This window comes from bacterium SCSIO 12741 (assembly GCA_024398055.1).
Lineage (GTDB): Bacteria > Bacteroidota > Bacteroidia > Flavobacteriales_G > Salibacteraceae > SCSIO-12741.
Map to the genome: position 1 here is coordinate 693,788 of CP073749.1, position 14,782 is coordinate 708,569.

The following is a 14,782-nucleotide window of genomic DNA, read 5'->3' on the forward strand; positions in this document are numbered from 1 at the left end:
GGCTATGTCTGTTCATTTTATTCTTTGATGATTCTTTCCGTCCAAATCATTTCCGAATTGTGCACGCGTAAAATGTAGACTCCGGATTCGAAGGATTCTAAATTAACCTCGTGGTGTGATTCAGATCCATCCAAAGTACGTTGAATGACCTTTTTACCCTCCAAGGAGGTGATTTCCATTTGGTATTCACCCACTCCATTGTCGGGTAATCTTAGCTGAAATCGTCCATTATTAGGATTGGGATAGACCTGGATTGATTCTGCTTTTTGATAGTTTTCTAACTCCTCATCCGACAAATACTGAGTTATATCAAATTGCTTGGATTCCGGTAATTCGATCTGATCCAATTTATCCATGGCTCGCTGTTCAGGTGTACTCTTCATTTGAGGTGTACAAGGGGCTATGCTCGCTCGAAAATTACTTTGATTTTTGGCGTGAAACCCTTTTCCTAAAGTGATTCCATTTCCAGCGACAAACTCATAATCGGCGTCCTCAAAAATGATGATATCTTCAGTAGTGTTGATATTCGTTTGAGCACGAAGTAGGACTTTGTTGTTCGGACCATAATCTTTTGCAGGGAAGTAATATCCTGTTGAGCCAGGTGCCCCTCCTGGAAGATTTAGACTGTGGTAACAGGTAACCTTGCGATCAGGCAAGCCTAATAAATCTACCCAAGGGTCATAATTTGGATTGAGCGCGCTTCTAATATCACGGTTTCCATAATTTGAATATAGTTTACCATAACTCTCAAGTAACGGAAAACCACATTGAGATGCTCCACCTGACAAAACACCGATTTCTCGATTGAAGGTATTAAACATCCCTGACCCTGAAGAGCCTGGCTCAACTACTCCGTAACTAAAATTAGGGACAACCATCCAGGGGTTATCCACATACCTACAAATTACTGTAGTCACAGTCCTTCTTTGCCAAATCCAACCAAAGAGCACATCAATTACCCGTGTGATTGTATAACAATGTGTAGCTACGGGGTTTTCCAACCACAAAATATTGTTGACACCACTAATTTTCTTGATATCTCCTTCAGGATGATGAACCCCTACATACCTTGTTGGGTAACCTACACCCGGAGTTGAGGTAAATGGCCCATTATAAAACCTACTGGATAACCATCCTGCGTACGTAAAGTTAAAGTGAGGAGGAACTGGCGTCACAATCTCCAAAAGAGCTAAATCACCCCACTTGTAATCACCCACTACTCTCAACTTAGAACGATGATGGTAATGACGACTATTTTGAGAAAAATTAGTCGACTGTCCGGAGGTGACTCCTCTATTACTTGGCTCAGTAGAATTGTTCGACGCATCGGGACTCTGATAATTGAAGTAGATATCGTATTCAAGATTCATATTCTTGCCATCTATACAATGTTCAGCTGTTAGAATATAATAACCCACACTCCCATCACTGGTATTGCGGTTAATTAAGGTACCGGTACATCCTGCCCATTTTACAGTAGCATTCACGACTCTTGACCTTAACAGAGTATTATTTGAGTATCCAGGATCGTGCACATTTACATTGCAAGATCCAGATTCTCCCCAGCCCTGAGCGTGAAGACTTCCACCCCAAAAGCAAAGAAGAATTAGTGCAAAATAACTTTTCATGTTTCTTTCATTTTATCAGTAATTTCTACTGTATGGATATAGAAGCAAAAAACTGATTCCTATGGGCTACTAACCTCACCAAATCACTCTCTACTCCGGTAATGGAAAAGGATATAAAGCGATTGTCTTGGGTGAGGTAATAGCGAATGAAGGAATGCATTTGATTATCCGCTGCCAAGGACAGGTACTTGATTCCAATTTGCATTCCATGAACCCCATTCGTATTGACCTCAACCAGCTCTGTGGTCTCACTATCGGTAGCCAGCAGAATGAGCTTGGCGATGGCTCTGAGCGTATCATAGTTTTGGTCAACAAGAAGTTGATCGAAGATTACATTCGTGCTATCAAAATAGGCTGAATCAAATACATGTACCTGAAGGGCCAGTAGTGAATCGACCTCATCAACCATCAGCCTGGTATTGAGAGTGTCAATTATATGAATGGAATCTGGTGTCTCAAACGAGAGTCCGGATGGACCATCATCAGTATAAATCCAGGGATTTTGAGCTTGCCCCTGAATAAACAGAAGGGAGCAAAGGATTATTAGAATATATCTCATGACATTCGATTTAGAGTCTTTTACTCTTGTCCAGAGGTGCTGGACTTATTCATCAATCCTTCTACCTTTTCCTCTAAAGCCGCATTTTTCTCTTCAAGCTCTATCAAGTACATGGTGAGTTCCTCAATTTTTTCCATTTGAAGGCGAACCATTTCTCCCAATTCAATTCCATCTTCCATTTCGGCGGCCGACGGTACGTTAGGCAAGTGGTGGTTTTCTTCAATGAATTCCTTCACTTCAGATAGGTCTTTCAATTCGTATTCTTCTTCGAAAACGTAATCAGGCCAAGTCGAAGCCAGATCTACTTTTACCTCTTCGGTACGAATACCTCCCGCTACAAAAAGCTTGTATGGGCCAGACCCCATTTTGGTAGTTCCAATGCCCACCTTGGTATTGGCGAAGTATACTCTCGAATTGGTGTGCTCGGGAGACCAGAACTCCAGGTAATTTGGATGGGTCGTATGGTTAGGTCCTGTAGATCGAATCACCCAGTCGCGTTGAGTTCCTGGAGTGGAAGGATTGGTAAATACAATATCCATCGCCTGGGAGTTAGGATTCGCATTGTTGTTGGACTCTAATTTGATTCCTTGGCCATGTCCAAAAATGTGAAGGTAGGCTGACGGAGTGTGGGTGTTAATACCAACCTTAAAGTTGTCGAAGAAGAAGTCTTGCCCGCCCGAAACGTAGGAGTGAAATCCAAGGTCGTTGCTTCGGTTAGGATAACTGGGATTATTGTAGCTGCTTCCGTAACCGACCATGGTGGTTTGAGTTCCATTTATGTTACCATTATCAATATCACGGAATACGATGCGATTAAAACGGTAGTCTGTCCCCAATCCCGGAGTCCAATCAAGAATGACGTTTTCCGGAGAATTGAAAAGTGGAGGAGGCAACTGACTTATGGATCCCGGAGGCGCTCCACGATGCGTCAATTTCATCACCCCAACAGCGTTGTTAGGAAGGTTAAAAGTGGTAGGAGTATTGTTGTATTGCACTCCTACTCCATTGGTCTGTGCCATAGCTTCGACGCCCAGTCCGAGCACCAAGGCAGCACCCAGTAAATGTTTGATTTTCATAGCTTATTGTTTTAGTTAATGAGATTTAAGTCGAAAGGAGTTACAGTTGTAGCTCATTTGGACGGTTAATAAGCTCGAATGTAGAAGTAACAAAATGGGCACGCTGAGGATATTTGCCAATTACAGGAAATGGCTCGTAAGGTGCAGTCGTTTTTTTGCGAAAGAATCGCGGCGGTTTCTGTTTTGGGTACAATTCCATCTCATTGGTATGATCAAAAAGGGCATTTGTACAAAAAATGGAGTGGATCGTACATTTTCACCCAATTCCTGCTCCCTGCTATTTACTTTTAAATCCAAATTAGGGGAGTTACTATTGCGACTGCTTTCCACGCCCGCCGGGGCAAACCTCTTAGAGCCATTGAAAGAATTCCGACTCAAATCCTGGTATTCAGATTTCGCCTCAGGCACCTATTCAATCACCGTATTATCAGTGGAATAAGGGAAGTAAATAATCCTCAATAAGTCAGGAGGTTTCCAACACCGCTGAGGGTTGTTCTAAACCAAGGAACAACCCTTTTTTTTTGTACCCTTAGCTAATCTACCCGTTGATTTAAAAACAAAAAAAGGCGCCCGAAAATTCGGACGCCTTCATACCTATCCCATAGGGGCCTGGTTGGTTATTGAGCAATTCCCACTTGCTCCACTATAACACCTTGCTGAGTAATTACATGAACTACGTGGAAGGCTGTAGTTTCTTCGATCTGTACTGCGTACTGATTTTGTCCTTCTTCCGCCTCTATGACCTGAAGCAGGATTCCGGTAGAAGAATAGATTTCAATTCTCTCCAGGTTTTCACCGTTGAATTCAACCGTATAGTTCACTGCTGCTGGATTGGGGAAGATATTGACCATATCGCTCGTTGGAGCCTCTTCCGGACCTTCTTCATCCCAATCATCTTCGTAACCTTCGTATTCTGTATCGTCGATTTCTTCCGGAGAATTTTCATCATAATCCAGTTCCTCGCCTTCGAAAATTCCAACACCATGGTTTGGATCTGTGTTAGAAATGGGCTCTGTTTTATATTCTCCATAAGGTCTTCCACATTGAGGGATACATCCATCAACATGAGCCAGGAATTCACTTCCTGTTTTAGCATGAAACCCAGGCTTCAATTCAACCTGAGTTCCTGCATCAAATTCAACGTAAGTATTGGGCTGAATGGCTACACTTTGAGAGGCCGCAATTCCACCCGAGGTTACATATACTCCATTGTAGGTACGAGGCCAGGTCCCTGCATAATTAGCGAAGGTAACATTGGCACTTGTATGAAGATCTGTAGCGTCAGTAAAGTAGTAGTTTGGAACACAGGGATCATGGCCATCCATATACTTAAGGTAAAACTTGGTATCTCCACTGTGAGTTCCGTTGGGATTGAGAATCCAGGATAGACCGTATTTATGCCAACTCACATAGAACCTTCCGTAAAGATGCGCCTTGCACCACGGATCATTGACTTTTTGGTCTGGCCCTTTAACTTGACCTACAATTCTTTTGTTACTGGTAAATAATGGCCCTCCGGACGAGCCATCCTGAGCTCCTCCCTTGTCTACCTTCATCTTCCAAACCTTTTGCCCATTTGGGAAGGGTCTAGTTTTCTTTTTCAATCTTTTTTTGAAAGTGGTTATTTTTTTTATGTCACCTAGGGGATGAGTAATAGCCGCGCCTTCTAAAGGATTGTTTCCTCCTCCTGAGTAGGTATCATTATTCCAACCGGCATAGAAAACATTGTATTCTTTTGGAATATCTTCCGTAATTCTGAGGGCCGCGTAATCCGTTTTCCAAGCACTATCGAGCACCACCGATCCTTGAACCGTATGATTTAGAATACCTTCCAAATTGCTACAATTGGGGCTCTCGTAGTTGAACATAAAAATGGTCTTTTCATTTTCTATTTTACGAATGTTGTGTGCAGCCGTCAAGGCCAAGGGAGCTCCATCTTTTCGTTCGTTGTTTATTAAAGCTCCACTTGCATAAAACATTGTTCCGTTTGCATCAACCATACACATTTTAAAAACAGACCTTTTGGGATCACACCATTCACTATATTCAGGGCAGTTAATATTCTCTGAACGAATACAATCCCTGGAATTGTTTAACCCGGAATACCCTGGCACTCCAACGGCAGCGCTCTTGTAGATATAACCAACATTAGAAACCGTCACTTTGGAGGAACTTCCTGAAAGCTTCATATAAACCGTTTCTGTAGTCACTGGAATAAAACCGGAGGCATAAGCTCCCTTATTCTGATTGTTTCTACGGCTATAGGTTCTTGTATAACCATTCTCATTGTCCGCTCCGGTAACGATGGAAAACTTGTCCGATCCTTGTAAATCGAAATTTTCGAAATACAATATGACCGCCGAATATCGATCGTTACGTTCCAAATTCAAGGATACCAGGCGGTATTTTTCGCCTGTATGCTCATCGGTTCGGATGTCGTAATTATCAAAGTTGATCACCATTTCAGCCGACCTTCCTGCATAGGATACGCCGGGGTTTTGAACCACCATATTCCTAAAAGCATCCAGGTCTTGCTCCGGAAGTACGTGGGTAGCTTGAGATTCTAAGCTTTGTACGTGATCTACGAGGATTCCTTCTCCTCCATTCTGTGCCTGGGTGACAACCCAGGGTATACTGCCGAGGAACAGCAGCAAGAGTAATTTCGTTTTCATGGTTTTAGCGTTTTTGTGTAAGTAAATAATGGCCGGTTTTTCCAACCACTTTAACAGGATCTAAAACCCGATAATTACTGCTTCTCTTTTTTCAATTCCTGAATCTCTTCCTGGAGTTGAATCATATAAATCGTAAGCTCTTCAATCTTCTCCATCTGCAAGCGAACCATTTCTCCCAGTTCGATTCCTTCTTCCATCTCTTCTGCTGAAGGTACATTGGGCAGGTGATGATTCTCTTGAATGAAATCTTTCACTTCAGAGAGGTCTTTCAAGTCGTAATCTGTATCGAAGACATAATCAGGCCAAGTGGAAGCCAGGTCTACTTTTACTTCTTCGGTACGAATACCTCCGGCTACAAATAACTGGTAAGGTCCGGATGCCATTTTGGTGGTTCCAATGCCCACTTTGGTGTTGGCAAAATACACCCGGGAGTTGCTATGCTCAGGTGACCAGAATTCCAGGTAGTTAGGATGTGTGGTGTGGTTCGGTCCGGTAGAACGAATAACCCAATCACGATTTGAGTTTGGCGTAGATGGATTGGAGAACACAATGTCGGTAAATTGGGAATTAGACGATAGACTGTTGTCTGCCTCCAATTCAATGGCTTGTCCTGAACCTTTGATATGTATGTTGGCGTCTGGATTATAGGTATTGATTCCGATTTTGAAATTATTAAAGAAGAAATCCTGACCGCCGGATAGGTGGGAATGAAAACCCAGGTCATTCACCCGATCCGTATTTCCTGTAACCGAATATTGGCTACCATATCCGATTAAGGAAGATTGGAATCCGTTGGCATTTGCATTGCTGTTGATATCGCGGAAAACAATTCGGTTGAATCGATGTGAACTGGCCACGGTTGGTGCCCAATCCAAAATCAAGTTGTCTGGTGATTTGTATGGCGGAGTCTGTACTCCTGCAGGCACGCTCATTGGATTTGTTCCCTGATGGGTCAGTTTCATCACACCCAGTGCCTGGCTGGGCAGATTAAACATAGTTGGCGTGTTATTCATCTGCACTCCTACTCCATTGGTCTGAGCCATTACTTCGGTGGTCAATCCGAGTACCAAAGCGGCACCCAATAAATGTTTGATTTTCATAATCCTGAATGTTTAATTTTAGTTTTAACTAATCGCAAACCCATAGAAACAAGCACTTTATGCCATTACACATAGCATTCAAACATGAAGTTCTATTTCTATTAAAGGCTGCTCGGGATGGTTTATTGAAGTCTTAAATTTCACCTTCCCTTTTTTCTTCCAATACCAAAACTAAATGGCCCATTTCGCCGATTTCAGGATTTTGTACCATCCCCCATATCTTTTGTACCAAGAAGGATTCTGATCGTATTATCTTGATTTTGGGAATTCCTCATGGCAATCACCCACGAGGGGTAACTCATCGAAACAAAAGCTTAAAATTTCAGGATTTAGAGGGCCTTATCCCCAAGAAAAAGTTTAAAAAGGCACCCGAAAGTTTCGGGCACCTTTTACCAATCCAATGTGGATCAGGTTGGTTATTGAGCAATTCCCACTTGCTTCACGATCACACCTCGTTGAGTGATTACATGAACTACATGAAAGGAAGTTTCTTCTTCAATATGAACCTTGTACAGGTTCTGTCCTTCCCGGGCTTCCATTTCATAAAGCAAGATACCCGTTGCAGAATAAACCTGAATCTTCTCTAAATCATCCCCTGAATATTCAACCTCATAGTCGATAGCAGCAGGATTAGGGAAGATGTGTACCTGATCGGTAATGAGTTCTAACTCACCTTCAGGTTCTTCTTCAATATCATAGTCGAAGTATTCATGCTCTCCGTCATCCAACTCTTCGGGTGGATCTTCTTCAAGAACCAACACTTCACCTTCAAAAATTCCAACGCCGTCGTAGGCATTGTCGTTGTCTACCGGTTCTGATTTGTACTGTCCGTAGGGCCTTCCACATTCTGGTTTACAACCATCGATATGAGCGAAAAAATCACTTCCCGTTTTGGCGTGAAAACCGGGTTTTAGCTGAATCGTGGTTCCCGCATCAAATTCGACATAAGTACTGGATTGAATTTGAACATTCTGAGAAGCTAAAATTCCTCCTGAGGTTACATACACTCCATTGTATCGCCGAGGAGCCGTTCCAGAATAGTTTTGAAAATCTACATTGGCACTGGTGTGTAAATCGGTTGCATCAGTAAAGGCGTAGTTGGGTACACAAGGGTCATATCCAACCATGCTTTCGATGTAGTGCTTAGAGGATCCGGTATGATCTCCGTTAGGATTCAATACAAAAGACAATCCGTAATGATGCCAGCTACGGTGAAATCTTCCATAGTAGCTTTTTACGCACTCTTCGCCTATTGCACCTCCAGAGAGTTGTCCGATCAACTCTTTGTTGCCTTGAAATAAAGGAGACCCTGATGAACCGCCTTCTATTCCTCCTTTAGAGTGTTTTACTCTCCAGGTATAGCGCTTTGGATTGCCGATTCGCACATATTTCTTGCGAAGTTTTTCATCAAAGGAAACCACCTTCTTGATGTCACCACTCGGATGATGAATACCTACGCCCCAGGTTGGATTATCATTCGTTCCGGAAAATTGATTATTGGTCCAACCGGCATAGAACACATTGTATTCCTTGGGAATATCATCGGTTAAACGCAGAATGGCATAATCGGATTTTTCATGATGAGCCAGAAGTTCCGAACCGGAAACAGTTTGGGTAATAGGACCGTGTTGATTACTACAATCCGGGCTTTCATAGTTGAACATGTAAATGGTCAGCTCATTTCTTTTGTTCTCCACGCAATGATCTGCTGTGAGCGCCAGAGGAGCTCCATCGTATCTTTCATTCACCACCAAAGCACCGCTGCAAATGAAGGTACGTCCATCTTGATGGGTCATACACATCTTAAAGACGGATCGCTTTTCATCGCACCAATAGCTGTATTCAGGACAGTTTACATTTTCTGAACGAATGCATTCGATGGAAGAGTTCAAGCTTCCCCAACCTGGAATTCCTACGGCTGTGGTTCTAAAGAAGTAACCTACTCCTTCGAGAGATACCTTAGGGGTCTTTCCAGTAACTTTTAGGAAGATGCGTTCTGTAGAAATAGGAATGAATCCTAATGCATAGGCTCCTTTATCCTTATTGTATTTGCGATCGAGGGTCTTAATGAATGCTCCTTCGCCGCCGTTTCCAGTAACAATGGATACCTTGTCAGCCCCTTGTAAATCAAGCTCCTTGAAGTATAGGGTTATAGCTGAATAGAGCTCTGGCCGCTCCACATCAATGGCTATCAATCGATAGACTTCTCCGGTCTTTTCATCCACTTGAACTTCATAATTGTCCATATTGATGGTTAGCTCGGCTGAGTTTCCGATTAAACTTCCAGTCTCATCTTCAGCAATCAACCGCCGAAAAGCTTCCACATCTTGTTCTGGGAATGTAAATACGGCTTGTGGTTCTAATCGTTTTACCTGATCGGTGAGGATACCATCTCCCCCCGTTTGAGCCTGGATAGTCATCCAGGGTATACTGCCCATAAAGAGCAGCAAGAGTAATTTCGTTTTCATGGTTTTAGCGTTTTTGTGTAAGTAAATAATGGCCGGTTTTTCCAACCATTTTAACAGGATCTAAAACCCGATAATTACTGCTTCTCTTTTTTCAATTCCTGAATCTCCTCCTGGAGTTGAATCATATAAATCGTAAGCTCTTCAATCTTCTCCATCTGCAAGCGAACCATTTCTCCCAGTTCGATCCCATCTTCCATCTCTTCTGCTGAAGGTACATTGGGCAGGTGATGATTCTCTTGAATGAAATCTTTCACTTCAGAGAGATCTTTCAAGTCGTAATCTGTATCGAATACATAATCAGGCCAGGTGGAAGCCAGGTCTACTTTTACTTCTTCGGTACGAATTCCTCCGGCTACAAAAAGCTGGTAAGGTCCAGATCCCATTTTGGTGGTTCCAATGCCCACTTTGGTGTTGGCAAAATACACCCGGGAGTTGCTATGCTCTGGTGACCAGAATTCCAGGTAGTTGGGATGTGTGGTGTGGTTCGGTCCGGTAGAACGAATTACCCAATCACGATTTGAGTTTGGTGTAGATGGATTGGAGAACACAATGTCGGTAAATTGGGAATTAGACGATAGACTGTTGTCAGCCTCCAATTCAATGGCTTGTCCTGAACCTTTGATATGTATGTTGGCGTCTGGATTATAGGTATTGATTCCGATTTTGAAATTATTAAAGAAGAAATCCTGACCGCCGGATAGGTGGGAATGAAAACCCAGATCATTCACCCGATCCGTATTTCCTGTAACCGAATATTGGCTACCATATCCGATTAAGGAAGATTGGAATCCGTTGGCATTTGCATTGCTGTTGATATCGCGGAAAACAATCCGGTTAAATCGATGGGTACTGGCCACGGTTGGTGCCCAATCCAAAATCAAGTTGTCTGGTGATTTGTATGGCGGAGTCTGTACTCCTGCAGGCACGCTCACTGGATTTGTTCCTTGATGGGTCAGTTTCATCACACCCAGTGCCTGGCTGGGCAGATTAAACATAGTTGGCGTGTTATTCATCTGCACTCCTACTCCATTGGTCTGAGCCATTACTTCGGTGGTCAATCCGAGCACCAAAGCGGCACCCAATAAATGTTTGATTTTCATAGCTTTTAGCTTTTAATAGTTAAGAATTAGTGTTAGCAGCCCTTGTAAAAAGAGCCAAAGGGTTGAATGGGAGTTAAACTCTCCAGAAGCATGCGTTTTGTAATGACACGTTTAGTTTTTGATCTATTCAGTTAGTAGGCCTTCACTGGTCGAATAGGATGAAATTTTGATCGCGAGCATCGCTGCACGCAGTCTTCAAAATCCAACCTTGAGATCAAATGTAAGAGGGGGAATTCAGAGGATTTTCTGGTTTTGTACCATTCCCTAATTCTTTTGTACCAAAGCAGAATTTGGCCGTATTTCTTCAAAAGCGGGGATTTCAATAGAATCGATTTCGAGCGAAAGCCCTATACTCTACTGAAGTGGTTGGTCTGGAAACTAAGCGATTAGCGTACTATCACATCCGATGCGATAGATTACTCAGCCGATCAAGCACCTGCTGGCGGTAGCTCTGCCCTATATAGACAGTAAGCCCATCTGACAGCTGAACGGAGCCTCCTTCCTGGCGAACGTATTCCTTCACATGAAAGGGGTTGATCAGGTGACCATGGTGAATTCTGAGAAAACCATAATTGGACAGAAAGTTTTCAAACTGCTTGAGGTTTTTCGAAACCAGAATGGGTGTCTCCGAATCGGTAGTAAATACGTTAGAATAGTTTTTACTGGCTTCTACCCGAATGATATCGTTGGCCTCAAAGTAGCGATAGCCTTTACCTGTAGGGATGGCAATCTTTCGGGTGGGTGATTGTTCGAGGTTTTGGAGCAGTGCGTCGTACTTCACGATCATTTGATTCAGGGCTTCATCCTTTACTCGTTGAAGCGCTTCTTTCAAATCTTCTGCTGCAACGGGCTTCAGGATATAGGCCAAGGCATGAAACTTTATCGCATCGATGGCATGATTGGCATAGGCACTCACAAAAACGGTATGGAAGTGAAGATCCTGGACCCTTTTAAGCAAATCAAATCCGGTTCCACCAGGCATTTGAATATCGAGAAATACGAGATCCACTTCAAGGGTACGCAAAAGCGCTTCCGCTTCTTTGATGGAATGGGCTCGTCCCACGATTTCCAGTTCGTGAGAAACTTCCTGAATCATACTTTCCAATACTTCTACTGCATCGGGTTCGTCATCTACAATTAAGGTGCGAAAAAGCTTAGTTGCTGTCATGGCTTATAAGGGGTAAAATGATAATTATTCGAGTTCCTAAAGGTTCATTCTTGTCGTTGACCAAATCTTCCACTTCCACACTGGCCGGGCGTTTTAGAATGGATCGGATAAGCTCCAAGCGCTGTTGGCCCGAATCCATTCCGGTGGATTTGTGGGTAATCAAATTCGATTTCATAGATTCAGACGCTTGGCGCCCAACACCGTTGTCTTCAACCTGGCAGTGTAATTCCTTCCCTTTTAAGGTGAGGCGCAGCTGGATATGTCCCTTCCCTTCCTTATTCATAATGCCGTGCCAAATGGCATTTTCCACATAGGGCTGAATAAGTTGAGTGGGGATCCGAACCTCTTCAAGTTGAATGTCGGGGTCAATTACAATTTCGTAGGTCATGCGATCTTTAAACCGCAATTGCTCAATTTCCAGGTACTTTTCCAGCAGGTCCATTTCCTCCTTTAGGCTAACCACGGTTTGATTGGAATTGACCAGAATCTGTCGGATGAGTTTGGAAAAAAGGGTCAGGTATTTACTGGATGATTCCTTGTCGTTTTTACGGATGAAATTGTGGATGGAATTGAGGGCGTTAAAAATAAAATGCGGTTTAAGTTGAGCAGTAAGGGCCGCATGTTGAGATCGGGCCATTTGTAATTCCAATTGATTCTGCCGCCTCAAAATTCGGATACGCCACCGAAACAAAATCCACGCACTTCCCATAATGAACAGGACAACTAAGGCAATGAACCAGGGTCGTTGCCACACCGGGAGCAATACTTCAAAGGAATAGCTTACCGCTTTATCACTCCAATTACCGCTGCTATTCTGTGCCCATACTTCGAAGGTATATTGACCTCCGGGAAGCATGTATCGAACAGAACGGTTGGTGGTTTCATTCCAGTCTTCGTCAAAGCCCTTTAGCCGGTACAGATAGTTCATCTGTTGAGCACTTCGAAAACTCAGTCCGGTAAAATGAAAATCAAAAACCCGAGAATCACTTTTGAAAACAGGATGGCTTTCCAAAGAGCAAACCGAGTCATTAACGATTAACTGCTCCAGGTATATTTCAGGTGCCGCCTTGATGGAAAAATCGATATCCGTTTGGAAGAAGCTCAAGCCCGTGTGGGTTCCTACCCAAAGTGTTTTTCCAGAAATGGACAAATCATTGACCTCATTGGATATCAAACCATCTTTAGAATCAATGGAAACCAGCTCAACCTCTTTTGGAGTATCTGACCAGGACATCCGAACTAAGCCACGCTTACAGCCCAACCAAATGACACTATCGTTTTCCGTCAAAATGGTTTCAATGTGATTGAGGGGAAGTCCATCCTGCGTGGAAATCGTCCAGCTGTTTTCGCCATCAAACACCACTACTCCATGCCCTTTGGTCGCACAGAAAAGATACTTGTCTGCGGCGGTCATATCTACAATCCAATAGGCGTTGAAGCTCTCTATAAAACTCCAATCGTTTAACCCGGGTTTGGGCAACTGATAAAGTCCTTCTCGACCACCGGCATACAGGACATTATTCCACTCCAAAATAGATTCAATTTGCCGGTAGTAATGACCCTCATAGCGATCTATAAACGCTATGGGATAGAGGTTCTCCTCCCATCCTTTCTTTTGGCCATACAACCATATCGAATCCTTGCCGGTTTCACTCCAGGCATCCCAGGCGGTGAGCAAAAAAATGGAATCCACCCTTTTTTGATTAGCTCCGGGCACCCACTTTATCCCTGCCAATAGTGTTTCTCGGGATTTCTCAATAAACTGAACTTCACTTCCGGTCTCCAGGATCAAATCCAACCGGTCATTCGCCTTGTTGTAGGTGTACAATCGTCCATCCTTGGTTCCATAGTACAATTGATCGTCATCCGCAAAAACCGCCATAATTGGGTCAGACGGATGAGACTCACTCAATGGTTTAGAATAGACATTCAAGCCGCTCTGGTAAAAAATCCCGGCATCCAAGGTGGTAAACCACATCCCCCTTCTGAGTCTTCATAAATAGAGGAGACTGAATTCTTTACCAAGAAATGATCCGGTTGAGCTTTTAGATTTCCGTCCTGATATCGGAAGACACCTTCTCCAAAAACACCTATCCAAACGTCCTGATCAGAATCTTCAAACAGACTCATGGTAGTCAATTGGGGAAGGGAGGTATATTCCACCGCATTATTCCCTTCAATTTTTACCAGTTTTTTATAATGAGTAAGGTAGTAGGCCTCCTTCGTTTTAACAACAGAAGCTCCCGCACGTCTATGCCCTCCAATATTGGGCAGCTCCACTTTCCATTGATCCGTAGCGGAGATTATGCTGACGTACTGATGTTTCTTTTCCATGGGAAAACTCCCACCGTAGCCATAAATAAAGCCCAGGGAATCGATGGTCGTTATGTGGGTATAGGAGTCATTGGATTGAGGTTCCTTTTTTTCTATTTGGCCGGATGGGTAGATATGATAGATTTCCCGCTGACGTGTAGAAGACATCCAAATATGTCCTTTCAGGTCTACGTACATCGATCCAATTATCGCTGTTCCTAAAACCTCAATGAGCGAATCATTGAAATCAGGTACTACCAAAGTATCTCCTTGTAAGTACGCGATTCCGCCCGAATAAGTGTACATCCAAATTCGCTGATCGTGATCTTTGTGAAAACCGAAAATCACATCACTGCCCAAACCATCATCTGTGGTAAGAATCTGAAAGTCATAGCCATCATAGCGAATCAATCCGCGATCGGAGGCAAACCACATATAGCCTCTTTCATCTTGGATCGATTGATAAATTTCGGAAGAAGGCAGGCCATCTTTAACTTGAAAATGGGAATAGGTTAACTCCTGAGATTGAATCCCTTGCCAGGTAAACAAGGCCACAATCCAGGTGATGTAAAAAGTAATCTTTCTCCCTACCATTTCTCTTCCTTCAAGATTAGTTGGTTTCTCCCACATAATTAATGACCAAAATCAGTATCGAGTTTGGTTCTATTGGATCTTTTCCCGGGCAAATTCAGGATTTC

The 14,782-nt window shown here is 43.2% G+C and carries 10 protein-coding genes; all 10 read right to left on the bottom strand.

The annotated features are described in order from the left end of the window. Positions 1-17 precede the first annotated feature (17 nt). On the bottom strand, positions 18-1,628 hold the full coding sequence (locus KFE98_02975; protein ID UTW63135.1) for a T9SS type A sorting domain-containing protein: 1,611 nt from the start codon (positions 1,626-1,628) through the stop codon (positions 18-20). A 25-nt stretch (positions 1,629-1,653) separates the two neighbouring features. Then, the gene (locus KFE98_02980) at positions 1,654-2,187 is read right to left on the bottom strand and encodes a hypothetical protein (protein ID UTW63136.1); all 534 of its coding nucleotides are present in this window, start codon (positions 2,185-2,187) and stop codon (positions 1,654-1,656) included. A 20-nt stretch (positions 2,188-2,207) separates the two neighbouring features. Beyond that, positions 2,208-3,263 carry a hypothetical protein gene (locus KFE98_02985; GenBank protein UTW63137.1) on the bottom strand — a complete coding sequence of 352 codons (1,056 nt, stop codon included), beginning with the start codon at positions 3,261-3,263 and terminating at the stop codon, positions 2,208-2,210. A gap of 617 nt (positions 3,264-3,880) precedes the next feature. Then, positions 3,881-5,935, bottom strand: a complete 2,055-nt coding sequence (locus tag KFE98_02990) for a T9SS type A sorting domain-containing protein (protein UTW63138.1) — start codon at positions 5,933-5,935, stop codon at positions 3,881-3,883. A 74-nt stretch (positions 5,936-6,009) separates the two neighbouring features. Continuing rightward, positions 6,010-7,035 (bottom strand): hypothetical protein, encoded by a 1,026-nt coding sequence (locus KFE98_02995; GenBank protein UTW63139.1) that lies wholly within the window; start codon positions 7,033-7,035, stop codon positions 6,010-6,012. Positions 7,036-7,451: 416 nt separating this feature from the next. Next, positions 7,452-9,503 carry a trypsin-like serine protease gene (locus KFE98_03000; protein UTW63140.1) on the bottom strand — a complete coding sequence of 684 codons (2,052 nt, stop codon included), beginning with the start codon at positions 9,501-9,503 and terminating at the stop codon, positions 7,452-7,454. A gap of 74 nt (positions 9,504-9,577) precedes the next feature. Further along, a complete protein-coding gene (locus KFE98_03005) occupies positions 9,578-10,603 on the bottom strand; it encodes a hypothetical protein (GenBank protein ID UTW63141.1) in 1,026 nt (341 codons plus the stop codon). Positions 10,604-11,000: 397 nt separating this feature from the next. Further along, on the bottom strand, positions 11,001-11,771 hold the full coding sequence (locus KFE98_03010; GenBank protein UTW63142.1) for a response regulator transcription factor: 771 nt from the start codon (positions 11,769-11,771) through the stop codon (positions 11,001-11,003). Next, entirely contained in the window at positions 11,758-13,653 is a 1,896-nt protein-coding gene (locus KFE98_03015) for a histidine kinase (protein UTW63143.1), read from the bottom strand. Before KFE98_03015 ends, KFE98_03010 begins: the two co-directional genes overlap by 14 nt. 47 nt (positions 13,654-13,700) lie before the next feature. Then, positions 13,701-14,678: a hypothetical protein gene (locus KFE98_03020; protein UTW63144.1), complete on the bottom strand. Its 978-nt coding sequence runs from the start codon at positions 14,676-14,678 to the stop codon at positions 13,701-13,703. Positions 14,679-14,782 lie beyond the last annotated feature (104 nt).